An 18,962-nucleotide genomic window follows, 5' to 3' on the forward strand; every position below is an offset into this window, starting at 1 on the left:
AGGGCGGCGGCGTCGATGGAGTAGCGCCCCGCGCCCGTGAGGGCGAGCGCGAGGGCCGCGGCGCCGAGCACCGCGACGAACTCGTAGCCGCCGGCCGTCACCCACAGGCCGGCGGGCAGGTGCACGAGCACGAGGGCGACCAGCATGTCGGCCGCGAGCAGGATGCCGACCGGGCGCGTGAGCAGACCGAGGATCAGCAGGATCCCGCCGATGAGTTCGAGGAAAGCCACGACGGGCGCGGCGATCTCGGCGAGCGGGACCCCCATCCCGGCGAAGCTGCCGATGGTGCCGGGGATCGTGAACTCGAAGATCTTCTGAGCGCCGTGGGCGGCGAAGATCGCGCCGACGACGATGCGCAGGACGAGGAGTCCGAGCGACGAGGCGGAGGAGGCGGAGGCTGTGGTGTTCGTCATGAGGAGGTTCTTCCTTCGTGGCAGGACACCCGCGCGGGCGCGGACCAGGGCTCTTGCCCTGGCCCCCACGGTAGGAACCGTTCTTTTCCGTCCGCTGAACGCCTCGACTTCGCGGACGAGGGCGACCTCAGCGGGAGCCGACCTCGTGGAGCATCCGCTCCCGGGCGCCGTCGAGGTGAGCCGAGAGCACCGCGGCGGCGTCCTCCGGGGCTCCCGTGCGCATGACGTCGAGCAGCTTCACGTGATCGTCCGACGACTCGTGCAGGTCTTCGTCGTGATTGATCGTGACCTCGAGCAGGGCCGTGAACGTGGGGAGGTACTGGTTCCAGGCCCCCTCCAGCCGGGGGTGATCGGCGAGGGCGTAGATCTGGGAGTGGAAGTCGAGGTCGGCCGTGACGAAGGCCGCATGGTCACCCGCGTCCGCGGCCTCGGCCATGCGCTGGACGGCGTCGGCCATCGGCTGCCACCGGTCGTCGTCGTCGACCCGCATCGCCCGCAAGAGGGCGAGCTGCTCCAGCGCGCCCCGCAGACTGTAGAGCTGATCGACGTCGTCGCTGGTGAGACCCACGATGTAGACGCCGCGCGGACGCTGCACCTCGACGAGCTTCTCGAAGCTGAGCTGGGTCAGGGCGTCGCGCACGGGACCGCGGCTGACGGCGAACTCCTCGGCGAGGGCCTCTTCGGTGAGGCGGGCCCCCGGTGCGAGCTCCCCCCGGACGATGCGCTGGCGCAGCACGCGCGCGACCTGCGCTCCCAGCGACTCCCCGCGGGTGACGGTCTGCGTCATGGTGACCTCCTGTTAACAGTTGACAGGATACACACCGGGGTGCGCGGTCAGGCTCCGGAGCGCGGACTCCACAGCACGAGTTCCGTCGAGCGACGGATGCGGCGGCCGGTCGGCATGGGCACGACACCCGCGGATCCGGCGGCGAACACCCGCACGCCGGGGCGGTTCTCCCGCTCGGCGCGGAGGGCGCCCTCCAGTGCGACGACACGGTCGCGCAGCATCCGGTTCTCGTCCTCCAGGTCGAGGAGCCGGGCGATCGCGGGGAGACTGACCCCTTCGGAGGAGAGCTGGGCGACCTCGCGCAGCTGCTCGATGTTGCGGTGCGAATAACGACGGGAGCCGCCGGGCGTCCGTCCCGGCACCACGAGGCCGATCCGGTCGTACTGACGGAGGGTCTGGGGGTGCAGGCCGGAGAGCTTGGCGGCTGCGGCGATCGCGAAGACCGGAGTGTCCGCGTCCATCACGCCTTCCTTCCTGATTTCACGTCAGGCCGCCGCGCCAGGTCAGGCAACTCCCTTCCGGAAGCGCCTGACCCGACGCGAAAGCCTGTGCTCGTCAACGGCGGGCTTTCGCCATGAGCTCGGCCCGCGGGTTCTCCTGCGGCTCCAGCTCCTGGAACCGCTCGAGAGCCTCGCGCGCGGCGTCGTCGAGGTGCGTCGGCACCGCGACCTGGAGCTCGGCGAGCAAATCGCCGGTCCCCTTGGCGGTCGCGACACCACGACCCTTGACGCGGAGCACGCGACCGGACGGGGTCCCGGGGGCCACGCGGAGCTTCACCACGTCGCCACCGAGGGTCGGGACCTCGATGGTCGCGCCCAGCGTCGCCTCGGTGAATGTGACCGGGACCACGAGGCGGAGGTTGAGGCCGTCCCGTGTGAAGACCGGGTGCGGACGCACCGTGATCTGCACCACGATGTCTCCGTTCTCCCCGCCATCGGGCGAGGGACGACCACGGCCCCGCAACCGGATCTTCTGTCCGTCGGCGACACCCGCGGGGATCTTCACCTTGAACGGCTTGCCGTCCTCGCCCTGCAGGGTGATGGTCTCGCCCTGCACGGCGGTGCTGAAGTCCAGCGTGGTGCGGGCCGTGACGTCGGCGCCGCGCTGCGGGCCGCCGAAGCCTCGGAAGCCGCCGCTCGGCTGCCCGAACCGGCCACCGCCGAACGAGCTGCCCTGGCCCTGGTTGAACATCGCGAAGATGTCCTCGAAGTCGGCGGTCTGGCCGCGCCCCTGCTGTCCGAACCGGCTGAAGACGTCTTCGAACCCGCCGGCGCCCGAGCCGCTCGCCGTGAAGCGAGCGCCCGAACCCATGGCGCGGATCTCGTCGTACTCCTTGCGCTGCTCGGCGTCGGAGAGCACCGAGTAGGCCTCGCTGATCTCCTTGAACTTGGCCTCGGCCTTCGCATCGCCCTGATTGGAGTCGGGGTGATACTTGCGCGCGAGCTTGCGGTACGTCTTCTTCAGGTCAGCGTCACTGACGTCCTTCGAGACCCCGAGGGTCTTGTAGAAGTCCTTGTCGAACCAATCCTGGCTGGCCATCGATCACCTACTCCGCAGGGACGGCGACGACGACCTTCGCAGGACGCAGCTCGACCTCGCCGAGGCGGTAGCCCACCTCGACGACCTCGAGCACCGTGGTCTTGGAGGTGCCGGGGGTCGGCTGCTGGAAGATCGCCTCGTGACGCTGGGGGTCGAACTCCTCCCCCTTCTCGCCGTAGGCGACCACGCCAAGCCGCTCCACGACCGTACGCACCTTCTCGGCGATCACGGCGAAGGGGCTGCCTTCGACCAGGTCGCCGTGCTGCTCGGCGCGGGCCAGGTCGTCGAGCACAGGGATGAGACCCTTGGCGGCCTCGCCCTTCGCACGCTCGATCTCGATCTGGCGCTGCTCCTCGGTGCGGCGGCGGTAGTTCGCGTACTCGGCCTGCAGGCGCTTGAGGTCGGTCAGCAGGGCGTTCTCGGCGTCGGCGATCGCGGCGTCGCCGGCGGCGGCATCCGCCGTCTGCGCGGCGCCGAGGATGTCCTCGACCGTCAGCCCTTCCTCCGTCTCGGCAGCGGCGTCGACCGGGGTCTCGTCCGAGCCCTCGGTGGCCTTCGCCTCGCGGGAGTCCTGGTTCTGCGGCACGGGGCCGGATGCCTGAGCATCCGACCCCTCCGGAACCTCGTTCTCGTCGAAGTTCTTGTCCGTCATGATTACTTCTTCTCGTCCTCGTCGTCGACGACCTCGGCGTCGATGACGTCCTCCTCGGAGGAGGGGGCGTCACCGGTCGGGGCCTCGCCCTCGGCCGAAGCGCCGGCGGCGTCCGCCTGCGAGGAGGCGTAGATCGCCTCGCCGAGCTTCGACTGGGACTGGTTGAGCTTCTCGAACGCGGTCTTCACGGCCTCGTCGTCGTCGCCGGCCAGTGCCGTCTTGAGCGCATCGACGTCGGCCTTGACCTCGGTCTTCACGTCCTCGGGGAGCTTGTCCTCGTTCTCGGAGATGAGCTTCTCGATGGAGTAGGCGAGGGTCTCGGCCTGGTTGCGGGTCTCCGCGGCCTCACGACGCGCCTTGTCCTCGGCGGCGTGCTCCTCGGCCTCGCGCACCATGCGCTCGATGTCCTCCTTCGACAGCGACGAGCCGCCGGAGATGACGATCGACTTCTCGGTGCCGGTGCCCTTGTCCTTCGCGGACACGTGGACGATGCCGTTGGCGTCGATGTCGAAGGTGACCTCGATCTGCGGGATGCCACGGGGAGCCGGCGCGATGCCGGTCAGCTCGAAGGTGCCGAGCGGCTTGTTGTCGCGCGTGAAGTCACGCTCGCCCTGGAAGACCTGGATCGCGACGGACGGCTGGTTGTCGTCGGCCGTGGTGAAGGTCTCGCTCCGCTTGGTCGGGATGGCCGTGTTGCGCTCGATGAGCTTGGTCATCATGCCACCCTTGGTCTCGATGCCGAGGGAGAGCGGGGTGACGTCGATGAGCAGGACGTCCTTGCGCTCACCCTTGAGGACACCGGCCTGCAGCGCGGCGCCGACGGCGACGACCTCGTCTGGGTTCACACCCTTGTTGGCTTCCTTGCCGGTCTCGCGCTTGACGAGCTCGGCGACGGCGGGCATACGGGTCGAACCACCCACGAGGACGATGTGGTCGATGTCGGACACCTTGATGCCGGCCTCGCGGATGACGTCCTCGAAGGGCTTCTTGGTGCGGTCGAGCAGGTCCTTCGTGAGGTCCTCGAACTTGGCGCGGGTCACGGTCTCGGAGAGCGAGACGGGGCCCGAGTCGGTCAGCGACAGGTACGGGAGGTTGATGCTCGTGGACGTGGAGCTGGAGAGCTCCTTCTTCGCCTGCTCCGCGGCCTCCTTGAGGCGCTGCAGGGCGATCTTGTCACCCGAGACGTCGACGCCCGTGGTCTCCTTGAACTGCTTAATCAGGTAGTCGACGAGACGCTGGTCCCAGTCGTCTCCACCGAGACGGTTGTCACCGGCGGTGGCGCGCACCTGGATCGTGGAGAAGTCGTCGTCCTTGCCCACCTCGAGGAGGGAGACGTCGAACGTTCCGCCACCGAGGTCGAAGACGAGGATGAGCTCGTCCTCCTTGCCCTTGTCGAGGCCGTAGGCCAGGGCAGCCGCGGTCGGCTCGTTGATGATGCGGAGCACGTTGAGGCCCGCGATCTCACCGGCCTCCTTGGTGGCCTGACGCTCGGCGTCGTTGAAGTACGCCGGAACCGTGATGACGGCGTCGGTCACGGTGTCACCAAGGTACGACTCGGCGTCGCGCTTGAGCTTCTGGAGGATGCGCGCGGAGATCTCCTGCGGCGTCCACTTCTTGCCGTCGACGTCGAAGGTCCAGTCGGTGCCCATGTGGCGCTTGACCGAAGCGATCGTCCGGTCGACGTTGGTGACGGCCTGGCGCTTCGCGGTCTCGCCGACGAGCACCTCTCCGTCCTTGGTGAAGGCGACGACCGAAGGGGTCGTGCGGAAGCCCTCGGCGTTGGCGATGACCTTGGGCTCGCCACCCTCGAGGACGCTGACGACGGAGTTGGTGGTTCCGAGGTCGATACCGACAGCACGTGCCATGTGTTCTCTCCTTTGTTGGGAAGTCTGTAGTGGTCTGAAAACCTGCGGCGATCAGGGAAACCTGAGTCGCGATGGCTCAAGTGTACGCCGAGGCCCGAACGCTGTCAAATGAACTTGATATGAACGGGCTCAAGTTTTCCTGCCGGGCCGTCTCATGCCCGCGAGCCGCCATGCTTGACTCTCACACGGTGTCAGACGGGAGAACAGAGACATGTTGTCCATCGGAGCGTTCGCGCAGATCGGCCAGGTGACCCACCGGATGCTCCGGCATTGGGACACGGCCGGGCTGCTCGTGCCCGCCCACGTGGACGAGTCCAGCGGTTACCGCTCCTATGACCCCTCGCAACTCGAGCGGCTGCACCGGATCGTCGCCCTCAGGCAGCTCGGCTTCGGCCTCGACGCCATCTCGTCGATCCTCGCGGAGGGCGTCGACGCCGACCGGATCGCCGCACTGCTGCGCATCCGGCGCGCCGAGGTGGAGCAGGAGCACCGGCTCGCCGCCGCGCGACTCGTCGATGTGGAGCGGCGCCTCCACCTCATCGAGAAGGAGAAGCACATGTCGCAGATCGAGATCGTCCAGAAGCCCCTCCCCGCCGTGCGCCTGGCGGCCGTGCGCACCGTCGTCGCCGAGCAGCCGGCGGTCGCCGAGGTCGTGGGTCCCTCCTTCGACGCCGTGGCCGAGGTCATCGGAGACGAGTGCGGCGCCCTCACCACCCCGATCGCCCAGTACCGGACGCTGCCGGACGGGATGGAGGTCGTCGCCGGATACTCCTACTCCGGCCCCGCCGCCGACGGGATCGAGATCATCGAGCTCCCCGCCGAGGAGGACGCCGTCTGCGGGGTGCACCTCGGCTCGATGGAGCGGATCGCGGAGAGCTGGCACGCCATCCACACCGAGGTGGTCGCGCGCGGCCTCGTGCACGCCGGGCCGTGTCGGGAGCTCTACGTCCGCGCCGTCGGGGACGACCAGTCGGACTGGGTCACCGAACTCCAGCAGCCCGTCGCGCGGCGCTGACGCGGCGCTCGCCCGGGAGGCAGGATGGGGAGATGATCCGCGCCGTGCTCTTCGACCTCGACGGGGTCATCCGTCACTTCGACCACGACCCCACCCTGGAGGCACGGCACGGGCTCGCGGACGGCGCGATCGCCCGCATCGCCTTCTCCGCCCCACTGATCGACGAGGTGACCACGGGACTCCTCACCCGCGAGGAGTGGATCATCCGCGTCGGAGAGGCCGCGGGGTCCGCCGCCGCAGCGCAGGAATGGGGACGCACACCGTTCGCCGCCGACCGGGACGTGCTGGTGCTCGTCGACGCGCTGCGGTCTCACGGGACGATCTGCGCCATCCTCACGAACGGCACCGACACCATCGCCGAGGAGCTTCGCGACAGCGGCATCGACGCGTACTTCGATCGGGTGTTCAACTCCGCCGACATCGGACACGCCAAGCCGGACGTCCAGGCTTTCCGCCATGTGGCCGCGGCCCTCGACCTCCCACCGGAGGAGGTCTTCTTCCTCGACGATTCGCCGGGGAAACTCAGCGGCGCGCGAGCGCTGGGCATGACCACGCACCACTTCACCGGAGTCGCCGCGCTGCGGACTGCCCTCCACGCCGTCGGCGTCCCCGGCGCGGCGGCATCGACGCCGATCCCTTAGGGCATCACGCCCTTCGGAGTCGGGTCACTTGCCCCCGGGCGGGCCGACCAGCAGCAGGATCACGTACAGCGCGACGATGCCCACGACCAGCAGCACCGCGAGCACCCAGGGGCGACGGAGGAACCAGCGCATGAGGCGGTCGTACCAGCGACGGTCGCGCGGGTCGTCGGTCGCGTCGAGCCGCCAGTCGCCCCGGAGTCGACCGGTGCGGTGCAGCCAGATCTCCATCGGGATGGTGGCGTACGGCACGACGGCGCTGAGGACGGCGAGCACGCCGACGCCGGGGTGCCAGCGCTGGTTGAGCGCGACGAGGACGGCGGTCGCGGCGTAGGCGAGGAACACGAAACCGTGGATGCCGCCGCCGACCGTCACCACGACTCCCGGGGCACCGACGGCGCGGGCGATGATCGCGGCGATGAGGAGGGTCCAGGTGATCGCCTCCGCGATCGCGAGGACACGGTACAGGCGGCCAGGGGTGCGGAACACGGAACTCCTCGGGTGGGGTACCCCTCCAGCGTATCCCGCTTCGAATCGCCCACTTGGCCCGATCCGCCGCCGAAATGGAGCAAGGTGAGCGATTCGGAGGGGAATAGGGGGACGGCGGCCGACGTTGCCGAAGGCATGGTGACGGTGGACGCGGATGCGCTGTCCGCTGTGCTCGGCACGGTGGACCTGCGGGTGGGGATCGCCCGCCGCGTGCGGCTGACCCCCGGAGGACTCCTCCCGCTGCCGCCCGGCCGGATCACCCTCGTCTACCTCGCCGACGGCGCCGTGCATGGGCATCCGCCTCTGGGCACGGGCTGCCGCCTCGATGTGGACCGTGCCTCTCAGCAGCTCACGGTCGAGGAGCCAGGGCACCGCGACCGACTCGTGTCCGGCGACGCCTTCCTCCTGCTCCGCGGCGACACCTTCGCACTGGAGGCCGATGCCGACACCACGCTCCTCGTCGTCGACATCGAGCTCGCGGACACCGCCTCTCCCCTCCCCGCGCTCCTGCCGCCCTTCCTCGCGGTGACCGGATTCGACGCGCTGGAGCCGGCCGCCGCCGCCCTCGCCGAGAACATGGGCGTGGTCGATGCGCCCGCGTGCCCGGTGCGCCAGGGAGACCCGTTGATCTGCCGGATGATGGCGACCACCGTGCTGCTCTCGGTCATCCGGGCCTGGGCGGCCAACGGCTGTGCGCCCGCGGGGTGGCCCTCGCTGTCGAAGGACCCCTTCCTCGACCGGGTGGTGGACGCCATCCACGAGCAGCCGGGACGAGACTGGACCGTCGAGCGCCTGGCCGCCGTCGGGGCCATGTCACGCTCGGCCTTCGCGGAGCGGTTCCGTCTCACCGTGGGCCGCTCCCCGGCCGACTACGTCACCGAGGTGCGGATCGACGCCGCGAAGCGGATGCTCCAGGCCGGGCAGTCGGTCTCGAGCGTCTCGCGCGAGCTCGGCTACGCCTCGGACGAGGGCTTCAGCCGCGCCTTCCGCCGCCGGACGGGCATGACCCCGTCCTCCTGGCGCGCCTCGCACTCCCTCGTCCCGGCCTGACCCCGCGACCTCGCCCCTGCCTGGGCGGGCACGGCTTCGGAGACCCGGGGCGACATGCCGGCCCCGGGCCTGAGGGGACGGCGTGTCGTCGGCCTGCTCCGAAGTCGTGCCCGGGCGGCCCGGGGTCAGGAGCGGGAGCTGCGGCGGTTCGAGAGGCCGAAGAGCACGGCACCGGCGAGGAGCGAGACCGCACCGATCGTGTAGACCAGCTCGACGCTCAGCGTGTCGACGAGGAGTCCGCCCACGCCAGCCGCGAGCGTGATCGCCCCCTGGAACCCGACGACCACGAGGCTGCCCCCGGCCTCCAGGCGGTCCGGCATGCGGTGGCCCACCCAAGTGTTCACGACGATCAGCCACGAAGAGAAGAAGAAGCCCCAGAGGAGCACGACCGCGCCGATGCCGATGATCGATCCGGAGAAGAGCACCATCGACAGCACGGCGGCCGAGATCACCAGCGGCGCGAACACCGCGAAGAAGGCGAAGGAGCGGTCGATCACGAGGCCGATGGAGAGGTTGCCGAGGAGGCCTCCGACGCCGAACAGCGCCAGCAGCACGACGATCGTCGAGGCGTCCACGTCCGGGATGCGCTCCAGCGCGAGGCGGACGTAGGTGTAGGCGAGGAAGTGGCCGAGCACGACGAGCACGTGTCCGACCATCCCGAGGCCGATGCCCGGACGCCGCACCGTGTCGACGAGCAGACGCAGGCTCGACGCGCGCTCGGCTGGGACGGTCGGCAGCGCCCACCGCAGGGCCACGGCCAGCACGACCATGAGCACTCCCGCGATCGCGAACACGGCACGCCAGTCGACGACCTCGCTCAGCATGACCCCGAGCGGGACGCCGGCGACCGTGGCGAGCGAGACGCCCGCGGAGGTGAACATGACCCCGCGACCGAGGTGCTCCGGCCCCGCGAGCCGCGCGGCGACCGTGATCGACATCGTCCAGTAGGCGCTGATCGCCGCTCCCAGCAGGAACCGCGCCAGCAGCACGACCACGAGGTTCGGCGCGATGGCGACCACGAGGTTCGACACGGCGGCGGCGAGCGCCATCCACACCAGCAGCGACCGACGGTCCAGACGGGGGAACACGAGGCCGACGGTCGGGGCGACGAAGAGCCCGACGAGCGCGGTGACGGTGACGGTCTGCCCGGCCTGGCCGGGGGTCACCCCGAGGCCGTCCGCCATCTCGGTGAGCACTCCGTTGGGGAGGAACTCGGCGGTCACCAGCAGGAAGCCCATCACCATGAGGGCGATGAGACCTCCGTAGCGGATGCGGTCGCCGCGGGTGGTCGGCAGAGTCGGGACGGGGGCGGTCGTGGTCATGTTTCCAGACTCGCAACGAGGTCGGGCGCGCGCCCGACCGGTCGTCCGCCGCATCCGACCGATCGTCCGGCCCTGGACAACCCCCGGGGGACCCCCTAGGCTCGACGACGCACCGGGATCCGCCCGGGAAGCCCGAGCGAAGGAGGCGATGAGATGAACGCTGTCGTCGTCGTGCTTTTCGCCGACCACCTTCCCTTCGAGGCCACCCGCTCCTGATCGCCGCGTGGCCTCCCTTCCCGGAGCCACACCGTGACCGAATCCCCCGCTTCCTCGGAAGCCGCGTCCTTCGACGCCACCCCCTTCGACGCCCTCGAGACCGCCCTCTCCTTCGCCGAGGTCGAGCCCGGCCCGGACCAGCGCTGGACGACCTGGCCGTCGTCCACCCCCACCGAGCGGGGGCCGGAACCCCGCCCCGCCTGGGTGGTGACCTCCGCCGGCGCCCTGGACACCGAGCTCGGCATCCTGAAGACCGGCAAGGAGGCCGACGTGTTCCTGCTGGAGCGCGCCGTGCCCGACGACCCGACGCAGCGCACCCTCCTCGCCGCCAAGCGCTACAGCGGCATCGAGAACCGGAGCTTCCAGCGCTCCGCCGTCTACACCGAGGGACGCAGCACGCGGAACACCCGCGACACGCGCGCCCTCGCCAAGAAGACCGCCCACGGACGGGAGGTCGCCGCGGCCCAGTGGTCGCTCGCGGAGTTCGAGGCCCTGTGCCGGATGTGGGAGCGCGGTGCCCCGGTCCCCTATCCCGTGCAGGTCAGCGGCACCGAGGTGCTCATGGAGTTCCTCGGCGACGACCGGGGCATCGCGGCACCCCGGCTCGCCCAGGTGCGCGGGTCGAACGCCGAGATGCAGGAGTACTTCACGCAGGTGGTCGAACTCATGCGGGTCTTCGCCGCCGCGGGCTTCGCGCACGGCGACCTCTCCGCCTACAACCTCCTCGTGCACGAGGGGCGGGTGCGGGTGATCGACCTGCCGCAGATCGTCGACGTGATCGCGAATCCGCAGGGCCTCGACCTCCTGCACCGCGACTGCGTCAACGTGTGCGACTGGTTCGCACGGCGACGGGTGGAGTGCGACGCCGAGGCCCTATTCGCGGACCTCCTCGGGACGCTGTTCTGACCCCGGGTGTCAGGAGGCGAGTCGGGCGGCGAGAAGGGTCACCAGCTCGTACACGACGTGGCTCGCGGCGATCCCGGTCATCTGGGCGTGATCGTACGCGGGCGACACCTCCACGACGTCGGCGCCGACGATGTCGCGGTCGCGCAGCGCCCGGAGGATGCGCAGCAGCTCGCGACTCGTGAGCCCTCCCGCCTCGGGGGTCCCGGTGCCTGGCGCGTGCGCGGGGTCGAGCACGTCGATGTCGATCGAGACGTACAGCGGCTTGTCGCCGATGCGGGTGAGGATGCGGTCGATCGCGGCCTCCACCCCGTGCTCCTCGATGTACTCGCTGGAGACGATGGAGAAGCCGAGGCGCTCGTCGTCCTCGAGATCCTGCTTCGAGTACAGGGGTCCGCGGGTGCCGACGTGGCAGCTCGCGGTGAGGTCGATCAGCCCCTCCTCGCTCGCGCGGCGGAAGGGGGTGCCGTGCGTGATGGGGGCCCCGAAGTAGGTGTCCCACGTGTCCAGGTGGGCGTCGAAGTGGAGGACCGCGACGGGTCCGTGCTTCGCGGCCACCGCCCGCAGCAGGGGAAGGGCCACGGTGTGGTCGCCGCCGATCGTGACGAGGCGCTGCACCTGCTCACCGAGCGCCAGCGCCGCGCGCTCGACCTCGGTCACCGCCTCGGTGAGGTCGAACGGGTTCACCGGGATGTCCCCCGCATCCACCACCTGGGCGAGCTGGAACGGCGACACGTCCTGCGCGGGGTTGTAGGGCCGCAGCAGCCGGGACGACTCCCGCACGTGCGACGGGCCGAAGCGGGTGCCGGGGCGGTAGCTCACGCCGGAGTCGAACGGGATGCCGACCACCGCGATGTCGGCGCGCGGCACGTCCTCGATGCGCGGCAGGCGGGCGAAGGTGGCGATGCCGGAGTACCGCGGGTTCACGGAGGCGTCGACGGGGCCGATGTTGTCGGTCATTTCTCGTTCCTGTTCGTCGGGAGGTGTGGGTCTCAGAGGGCGTGCTGCGGGATGTGCACGAGCTGCACCCCGCCGTCGGCGATGGCCGCGCGGATGCTGGGGGCGATGTCGGCGCGCGATGCCGCCCGTCGCCCGGTCGCCCCGAAGGCGGTGGCGAGCGCGGCCCAGTCCGGCTGCACGAGGTCGACGCCGATCGGGGTCATGCCCCGGTCGAGCTCGTTCTGGCGGATCTCCGCGTACCCGCCGTTGTCGACGCACACCACGGTGACGTCGAGGCGCTGCTCGACGGCGGTGACGAGCTCGTTCACGCAGAACATCAGAGCGCCGTCGCCGATGACGGTGACGACCGGGCGTTCGGTCTGCGCGACGGCCGCGCCGATCGCGGCGGGGAGGCCATAACCGAGCGTGGCGTAGGTCGGCGTGTAGAGGAGGGAGTGCGGCTGCTCCTGCCGCAGCACGCTGCCGAGCGCCATGTAGACGATCTGGGAGGAGTCGCCGGCGACGATCGCGTCGGCAGGGAGGGCGTCGGCGATGATCTCGGCGAGCGCGACGGTGTCCGGCGCGGTCTCCCGCGACTCGGCCTCGATCGCGGCCCGCTCGGCCGTGAGGTCACGGGCGGGCCGTGCGGGGTCCGGCAGCAGCGGCAGCAGCACGTCGGTCACGGCGGCGGCATCCCCCGTGAGACCGACCGTCGCGGTGAGGTTCTTGTCCCGCTGCTCCGGAGAGATGTCGACGCGGATCACGGCGCCGCGTGCCTCGAGCCGCGGAGCCCAGAGCTCCGCCTCGCCCAGCTTCGAGCCGACCACGAGCAGCACGTCGGCATCTTCGGCCACAGCCCGTGCGGCGGCGAGGCGCAGGTTCGAGCCGAGCGAGAGCGGGTGCCGTTCGTCGAGCACCGCCTTGCCGTTCAGGGTTGTGAGCACGGGGGCTCCGAGCCGCTCCGCCACCGCGGCAATCTGGTGCGCGGCGTCCACCGCACCCCCACCGGCCACGATCACCGGGCGGCGGGCGGCGGACAGCAGCCGGGCGGCCTCGGCGAGCGCGATCGGATCCCCGGAGACGCGGTCGGGCATCGGGCGCGGCTTCCGGTCCTCCGCGGGCACGGCGGCGGGCGCCTCCAGCACGTCGAGCGGGATCTCGATGTGCACGGGGCGGGGACGGCCGGTGCGGAAGAGGTCGAACGCGTCGTGCACGGCCTGCACCGCCTCCGCCGCGGTCGACACCCGTCGCGACCACTCCGCGATCGCGCCGACCATGGCCGTCGCGTCCTTGGTCTCGTGCAGCGTGCCCACGTCGGCGAACTCCGCCCCGAGCGGCACGCCGGGCGAGAGCACGATGAGGGGTCGCGACTCGCAGAAGGCCGTGCCGATCGCGCTCATCGCGTTCTGGAGCCCGGGGCCCGAGGTCGTGATCACCACGCCGGGGAGCCCGGTCTGCTGCGCCCACCCGTCGGCACCGTACCCCGACCCCTGCTCGTGGCGGTTGGTCACGGCGCGGATGCCGAGGTCGGCGAGGGGCCGATAGAACTCCAGGTTGTGCGTGCCGGGGATGCCGAAGACCGCGGTCACCCCGTAGCCGCGGATGGTCTCCAGGACCGCACGGCCTGCGGTGTCGGCGTACCGGTCGTCTCCGGTGGCGTCGGTGCTCATCGTGTCATCCTCACATCGCGTGCCGACGGACGCCGTCGACCCAGGTCTCACGGACCTCGATCGCCGCGATCTCCTCGGCCGGCACCGTGAGCGGGTCGTCCGAGAGCACCGCGAAGTCGGCGTACTTGCCCGGCTCCAGGGAGCCGAGGTCGTCCTCCCGGCCGATCGAGACCGCGCCCTCGATCGTGTGCGCCCGCAGCGCCGCGGTCGCGGAGATGCGCAGGTCGTCCGGGCCGAGCGTGTGCCCGCGCCGGGTGACCCGGGTGACCGCGGTCTGGATCGCCTCCAGCGGGATGGGCTCGGCGACCGGGGCGTCCGAGGAGATCGTCATGGGCACGCCCGCACGCTCGAACTCCCCGAGCGGGTTGAAGCGCTCACCGGGCGTGCCGATGGCCTCCTCCACGCCCTCGCCCCAGTTGAAGTAGTGCTGCGTCTGGTTCACGGGACGGATGCCGGCGGCCGCCATCCGCTCGATCTGCCCGGGGGTCGGCAGGCCGCAGTGCTCGATGCGGTGCCGGGCGTCCGCATCCGGACGTTCCGCGAGCGCCGCCTCGATCGCCGACACGACCATCTCGATCGCGGTGGGCGACTGGGCGTGGGTCGCGGTCTGCAGTCCAGCCGCGTGCGCCTTGCGGATGAGCTCCGCGTAGTCGGCGGGCTCGTGGTAGAGCTGGCCGGTGCGGCAGGGGTCGCCGACGTAGCCGTCCGGGAAGTACGCGGTCCAGCCGCCCAGCGTGCCGTCGGCGTAGAACTTGATGCCGGCGAAGCTGAGGTGCGCGTTGCCGAACTGCCCGACGAGCCCCATCTCCAGCGCCTCGTCGAGCAGGTGCGACAGCAGGTACATCGACACGCGCAGCTCCAGCCGCCCGGCCTCGGCGAGCCGCAGGTACATGTCGAACTCGCGACGCGTGACCTGACAGTCGCCGATGGAGGTGACCCCGCCCGCGAGGAACCGCTGCGTCGCCGCGTCGAGCTGGCGCAGGTGCTCCTCCGGCTCGTCCGCGAGGTGGAAGTTCGGACCGTGGTGGCCGATCTTCACCCCGTGGACGCCGGTGAGGATGTTGCACGCCGCGTCGGACAGTTCGCCGGTGAGCTCGCCGTCGGCGTCGCGGAAGAACTCGCCGCCGTCCGGGTTCGGGGTGTCCCGGTCGACGCCGTTGAGCTCCAGCGTGTACGAGTTCACCACCCCGCCGTGGCCGGAGGCGTTCATGAGGTACACCTCGCGGTCGGCGGCGACCTCGTCGAGCTCGAAGCGGGTGGGGTGCCGCTTCTCGGCGAGGTTCCGCTGCTCGTAGCCGTAGCCGCGCACCGGGCGCCCGGCGGGGAGATCCGCCGCGGCGGCCTTCAGCAGCGCCACGATCTCCGGGATGCTCCCCGCCTTCTCCGGACCGCAGTCCACCCAGGTCATCATCTGCCCGAACATCAGCGGATGCGCATGCGCGTCCACGAAGCCGGGCACGACCACCGCCTCCCCCAGATCGACGCGTTCCGGGGTGAGTCCGGCCCGCGCCGCCACATCCTCGCACTCCGCCGCCGTGCCGAGGGCGACGATGCGCCCCCGGTCGGTCAGCATCGCGGTGACGGTGGTGTCCGCCGCGTCCGCCGTGTGGATGGCTCGCGCGGTGACGAGGACGGGAGCGGCCTGGGCCGAGCGGTCGAAGGGGGTGAGCTTTCTCATGATGCCTGTTCGCGGTGGTGTCGTGCGGGGGAAGGGTGCCGGTCAGGGCAGGCGGTTCGCCGTGGTGTCGGTCCGGGCGGTGAACGACGCCGTGACCGGGGCCTCGTCGGAGTGCTGCGGCGCGAGACGCGTGCAGATCCCGGCGATGACGGCCATGCCCACGAACATCGCGATCACCGACCAGACGCTGCCGGTCCAGGCGATGAGCTGCGTCGCGAACCAGGGCGAGAATCCGGCCCAGATGGCGGCGCCGACGCCGTACGACAGCGCGATGGACGTGTAGCGCGCCTGCGGACGGAACATCTGCGCGAGGATCGCCGCGATCGGGGCGTAGGTCGCGCTCATCGCGATGCGCACGAGCGAGGCGAAGAGGAAGATCAGCGGCTCCACGCGACCGGGCATCAGCAGCAGGAAGGGCGCGAAGGTCAGCACCGAGGTGATCAGGCCGATGTACATCACGTTCTTCCGGCCCCACTTGTCACCGAGCCAAGCGACCGGCAGCGTCACGACGAACTCCACGAACGAGGCCAGAGTCATCGCATCGAGGATGACCTGCTCGCTGATCGCGATGGGCTCGCCCGTCGCGTAGGCGGTGGCGAAGGTGGTGGCGAGGTAGTAGCCGCCGGTGGAGATGGGCAGGATGCCGATGCCGAGGAGGATCGGCTTCCAGTTGACACGGAGGGCGAACGCGAGCGGCATGGACTGCTTGCGGCCCTCGATCTTCTCCTCGAAGACCGGCGACTCCTCGACGCGATACCGGACCCAGAGGCCGACCGCGATCAGCACGATGGACAGCAGGAACGGGATGCGCCAGCCGCCGTCGATGATGAACGTGTCGCCGCCGCGGGCCATGATCGCGAAGATACCGGAGGCGAGGAGGGCGCCGGCCGGGTTGCCGAGCTGGGTGAAGCCGCCGTAGAACGTCTTCGACTTCTCGGGAGCGTGCTCCACGCTCATGAGCACCGCGCCGCCCCATTCGCCGCCGACCGCGAGGCCCTGGATGGCGCGGAGCAGGATGAGGAGGATCGGCGCGAGGATGCCGATGTTCTCGTAGGTCGGCAGGCAGCCGACGAGGACGGTCGCGGCCCCCATCAGCAGCAGCGTGATGACCAGCGAGACACGTCGGCCGAGCTTGTCGCCGATGTGCCCGAAGACGATGCCGCCGAGGGGGCGGACGAGGAAGGCGACCGCGAACGTCGCGAAGGCCGCGGCGGTCTCGGCCAGGGGGTCGTCGCTCGGGAAGAACAGCGGGCCGAAGACGAGGGCGGCGGCCGTGGCGTAGACGTAGAAGTCGTACCACTCGATGGTGGTGCCGACGAAGGCGGCGATGCCGGCGCGGCGTGCGCGGCTGTGGACGCCGCTTCGGGGGGTGGGGGTGATGGTCATGGACCCGCTCCTTCGCGGATGGTGTCGGATAGCGAAGGATGCTACGGACGCGGAGCGCCGCGGGCAAGGGCAGAACTCCAGCGATCCGCGCCATTCACTGGACTTATGTTCACGGCGCCGCGCACTCCGGGCTTTCCGCTCGGTCGAGTAGCCCCCTACGCTGAGGTTCTGCGGGGACGAGCGTGCACTGCGGGGAAATCGACGGAATCGGACAGCACATGGACTTCGACGCGGAACTCATCCGGGCGCTGCAGGAGGACGGCCGCGCCAGCATCCTCTCCCTCGCCGAGCGCGTCGGCCAGTCCCGCGCCGTCGTGGCGGCCCGTCTGCGCACGCTGCTCAGCGACCGCACGGTGCGGGTGGTCGCGGCCGTCGACCCCGTGTTCCTCGGCCAGCACGTGCTCGCCCACGTGTCGATCCGGACCGACGGGGCCGTCGAGGTGGTCGCCGAGCACCTGCGCGACATGTCCGAGACCGTGCTCGTGTCGGCGGTCGGCGGCGCCCACGACATCGTGACGGAGGTGCGGGTGGGCTCGATGTCGGAGCTCCACGACCTGCTCGCGCGCATCCGCGGGAGCGCCGGGGTGCTCGACATCAACACGATCATCTACTCGACCGTGATCAAGGGGTTCTTCGTCTCGGAGTACCACGGCGGCGTGACCCTCGACGGCATCGACGAGGCCCTCATAGAGCACCTGCAGTCCGACGGCCGGATGAGCTTCCGTGCCCTCGGCGAGCAGGTGCGGCTCTCCCCCAGCGCGGTCGCCACGCGGGTGCAGCGGCTCATCGACGCCGGTGTCATCAAGATCAGCGCCGTGGAGGCCCGAGGGCTCGCGCACCGGCAGCTCTCGATGGGCGTGGGCATGACGCTCGGAGACGACGACGAGGCCGTGATCGAGGAGCTGCGGCGGGGGCGCGGAGTCGACTTCGCGGCCCGGACCCTCGGGCGGTTCGATGCCGTCGCGACCCTCGTGGAGCCCTCCGCCGGAGCCCTGTATGCGAGTCTCGAGCGGCTGCGCGCGCTCCCCGGAGTGACCCGGATCGAGGCGTGGCTGCATCTCGCGGTACTCAAGGAGGACTACGCCCGCACCCTCCGCCCCCTCCGCACCGACTGACCCCGTCCCGTCCCCGTCCGGCCCCGTCCCCGTCCGGTCCCGCCCGGGATCAAAACTGCGCCTCGTTCACCCATCCCCGGCACGTTTCTGCACACTCACCGCGAGGGGTTCCCCACGCGGGATGCAAACGGGGCTTCGGAAGCCGCGTGGAGGACCCTTCTTGATCCGGCACCCTCGGCACTTCCACCGGGAAGGGTTCTCGGTGCGGGATGAATATGGGGCGTCGGAAGGCTCGGGGAGGGGCCTTATCGATCCCGGGACCGGGGCGGGACCGGGACCGGGAAGGGGCGGGGGGGTCAGGGGGCGAGGGGGGCGAGGAAGGCACGGCGGACGGCGGCGACGTCGGCGTCCTCGCGCGTGGGGTGCACGCGGTTGAGGAGCAGCACGCCGTAGGCGCCCGTCTCGGGGACGACCGCGAAGCACGTGCCGGTGAAGCCGGTGTGGCCGACCGCATCAAGGTCACCCATCCACGCGGCATCGCGCACGCGCAGACCGATCGCCTGGCCGTAGCCGGCGTCGGCCTGGACGGACGGGGTCGTCATCCCGCGGAACGACTCCCGTGACAGCACTCGCCCGTGCGTCCCCTCGCCCTCATCGCGGAGGAGACGGGCGAGAGCGGCGACGTCCCCCACCGTGCCGAACAGTCCCGCGTGGCCGGCGGGACGGCCGAGTGCATGGGCGAGCTCGTCGTGCACCGCACCGCGCACGTTCCCGCGGTGCGGCTGCGTCTCCGTGGCGACCGCCTGCTCCCGCTCCGGAGCCGCGGTCAGCGACGCGGCGCCGATCCCCGTGGCCACCTCCGCCCAGAGCGCCGCGAGCGGCCGCCCGGAGACCCGTTCCAGACAATCTCCGGCCGCGATGTACCCGACGTCGGAATACAGATGGCGAGCGCCCGGCTCGGCACCGAGCGCCCGACGCCGCACGCGGGCACGCAACTCGTCCCCGCGCAGGCCCTCCCGCCACTCGCGGCCCTCCGCCGGCAGCCCGGAGGTATGGGTGAGGAGGTGCCGGAGGGTGATCCGCTCCGCGCCGGTGCCGCTGCCCACCGGGAGGACGCGCTCGACGGGCTCATCGAGGTCGATCACGCCCGCGTCGACGAGCCGCAGCGCGGCGATGGCGGTGAAGACCTTCGTCAGCGATGCGAGATCGAACAGGTGCGCGGCGGTGAGCGGAGCGGGATCGTCGTGCGCCGGAGACCCGAGGAGCTGCAGCTCTTCCGCGCCCCCGGCGACCGCCCGCACCGACGCCCACGCCGAGCCCGGGGCTCCGTTCACCATGATCCGCC

General features: G+C 70.8%; 18 protein-coding genes. 5 read left to right on the top strand and 13 right to left on the bottom strand.

All coding sequences use genetic code 11. The features are described from left to right. The 6 genes from DW296_RS10840 to dnaK form a co-directional block, all read right to left on the bottom strand. A partial coding sequence (locus tag DW296_RS10840) for a DoxX family protein (protein ID WP_136052241.1) occupies nucleotides 1-413 on the bottom strand: 413 nt, incomplete at its 3' end. Nucleotides 414-540: 127 nt separating this feature from the next. Next, nucleotides 541-1,200: a GntR family transcriptional regulator gene (locus tag DW296_RS10845; protein ID WP_136052242.1), complete on the bottom strand. Its 660-nt coding sequence runs from the start codon at nucleotides 1,198-1,200 to the stop codon at nucleotides 541-543. Between the two features lie 47 nt (nucleotides 1,201-1,247). Further along, complete coding sequence (locus tag DW296_RS10850; RefSeq protein WP_136052243.1) at nucleotides 1,248-1,661, bottom strand: heat shock protein transcriptional repressor HspR; 414 nt, start codon at nucleotides 1,659-1,661, stop codon at nucleotides 1,248-1,250. A gap of 94 nt (nucleotides 1,662-1,755) precedes the next feature. Then, nucleotides 1,756-2,739, bottom strand: coding sequence for a DnaJ C-terminal domain-containing protein (locus DW296_RS10855; RefSeq protein WP_071329294.1), 984 nt, complete (start codon nucleotides 2,737-2,739; stop codon nucleotides 1,756-1,758). Nucleotides 2,740-2,746: 7 nt separating this feature from the next. Next, nucleotides 2,747-3,391, bottom strand: coding sequence for a nucleotide exchange factor GrpE (gene grpE, locus DW296_RS10860; protein WP_136052244.1), 645 nt, complete (start codon nucleotides 3,389-3,391; stop codon nucleotides 2,747-2,749). A 2-nt stretch (nucleotides 3,392-3,393) separates the two neighbouring features. Beyond that, the gene (gene dnaK / locus DW296_RS10865) at nucleotides 3,394-5,256 is read right to left on the bottom strand and encodes a molecular chaperone DnaK (protein ID WP_136052245.1); all 1,863 of its coding nucleotides are present in this window, start codon (nucleotides 5,254-5,256) and stop codon (nucleotides 3,394-3,396) included. 211 nt (nucleotides 5,257-5,467) lie between these two features. Between dnaK and DW296_RS10870 the strand changes: the two genes are divergently transcribed. After that, entirely contained in the window at nucleotides 5,468-6,271 is an 804-nt protein-coding gene (locus DW296_RS10870; protein WP_136052246.1) for a MerR family transcriptional regulator, read from the top strand. 32 nt (nucleotides 6,272-6,303) lie between these two features. Then, the gene (locus DW296_RS10875; RefSeq protein WP_136052247.1) at nucleotides 6,304-6,912 is read left to right on the top strand and encodes an HAD family hydrolase; all 609 of its coding nucleotides are present in this window, start codon (nucleotides 6,304-6,306) and stop codon (nucleotides 6,910-6,912) included. Between the two features lie 24 nt (nucleotides 6,913-6,936). Here DW296_RS10875 and DW296_RS10880 read toward each other — a convergent pair whose 3' ends face one another. After that, nucleotides 6,937-7,398, bottom strand: coding sequence for a DUF3817 domain-containing protein (locus DW296_RS10880; protein WP_085605135.1), 462 nt, complete (start codon nucleotides 7,396-7,398; stop codon nucleotides 6,937-6,939). An 84-nt stretch (nucleotides 7,399-7,482) separates the two neighbouring features. Here DW296_RS10880 and DW296_RS10885 point away from each other — a divergent pair, with 84 nt between their 5' ends. Further along, the gene (locus tag DW296_RS10885; RefSeq protein ID WP_240743064.1) at nucleotides 7,483-8,448 is read left to right on the top strand and encodes a helix-turn-helix transcriptional regulator; all 966 of its coding nucleotides are present in this window, start codon (nucleotides 7,483-7,485) and stop codon (nucleotides 8,446-8,448) included. Between the two features lie 125 nt (nucleotides 8,449-8,573). On the opposite strand, the gene DW296_RS10890 is transcribed toward DW296_RS10885, so the two are convergent. Then, entirely contained in the window at nucleotides 8,574-9,770 is a 1,197-nt protein-coding gene (locus tag DW296_RS10890) for an MFS transporter (RefSeq protein ID WP_136052249.1), read from the bottom strand. A gap of 249 nt (nucleotides 9,771-10,019) precedes the next feature. On the opposite strand from DW296_RS10890, the gene DW296_RS10895 reads away from it, so the two are divergent. Further along, nucleotides 10,020-10,892: a serine protein kinase RIO gene (locus tag DW296_RS10895; RefSeq protein ID WP_136052250.1), complete on the top strand. Its 873-nt coding sequence runs from the start codon at nucleotides 10,020-10,022 to the stop codon at nucleotides 10,890-10,892. Between the two features lie 9 nt (nucleotides 10,893-10,901). Here the strand turns inward: DW296_RS10895 and speB are convergent, their stop codons facing one another. The 4 genes from speB to DW296_RS10915 are packed head-to-tail and all read right to left on the bottom strand — an operon-like array spanning nucleotide 10,902 to nucleotide 16,562. Beyond that, nucleotides 10,902-11,849: an agmatinase gene (gene speB / locus DW296_RS10900; RefSeq protein WP_025102677.1), complete on the bottom strand. Its 948-nt coding sequence runs from the start codon at nucleotides 11,847-11,849 to the stop codon at nucleotides 10,902-10,904. Nucleotides 11,850-11,881: 32 nt separating this feature from the next. Next, the gene (locus DW296_RS10905) at nucleotides 11,882-13,498 is read right to left on the bottom strand and encodes a thiamine pyrophosphate-binding protein (RefSeq protein ID WP_136052251.1); all 1,617 of its coding nucleotides are present in this window, start codon (nucleotides 13,496-13,498) and stop codon (nucleotides 11,882-11,884) included. A 10-nt stretch (nucleotides 13,499-13,508) separates the two neighbouring features. Next, nucleotides 13,509-15,176, bottom strand: a complete 1,668-nt coding sequence (locus DW296_RS10910; RefSeq protein ID WP_136052252.1) for an amidohydrolase — start codon at nucleotides 15,174-15,176, stop codon at nucleotides 13,509-13,511. A gap of 42 nt (nucleotides 15,177-15,218) precedes the next feature. Next, nucleotides 15,219-16,562 (bottom strand): MFS transporter, encoded by a 1,344-nt coding sequence (locus DW296_RS10915; RefSeq protein ID WP_136052253.1) that lies wholly within the window; start codon nucleotides 16,560-16,562, stop codon nucleotides 15,219-15,221. Between the two features lie 218 nt (nucleotides 16,563-16,780). Between DW296_RS10915 and DW296_RS10920 the strand changes: the two genes are divergently transcribed. Beyond that, complete coding sequence (locus tag DW296_RS10920) at nucleotides 16,781-17,677, top strand: Lrp/AsnC family transcriptional regulator (RefSeq protein WP_136052254.1); 897 nt, start codon at nucleotides 16,781-16,783, stop codon at nucleotides 17,675-17,677. 296 nt (nucleotides 17,678-17,973) lie between these two features. Here the strand turns inward: DW296_RS10920 and DW296_RS10925 are convergent, their stop codons facing one another. Then, the gene (locus DW296_RS10925; protein ID WP_136052255.1) at nucleotides 17,974-18,954 is read right to left on the bottom strand and encodes a serine hydrolase domain-containing protein; all 981 of its coding nucleotides are present in this window, start codon (nucleotides 18,952-18,954) and stop codon (nucleotides 17,974-17,976) included. Nucleotides 18,955-18,962 lie beyond the last annotated feature (8 nt).

Source organism: Microbacterium sp. K36 (assembly GCF_004794355.1).
In the GTDB taxonomy this organism is placed as follows: domain Bacteria; phylum Actinomycetota; class Actinomycetes; order Actinomycetales; family Microbacteriaceae; genus Microbacterium; species Microbacterium paraoxydans_D.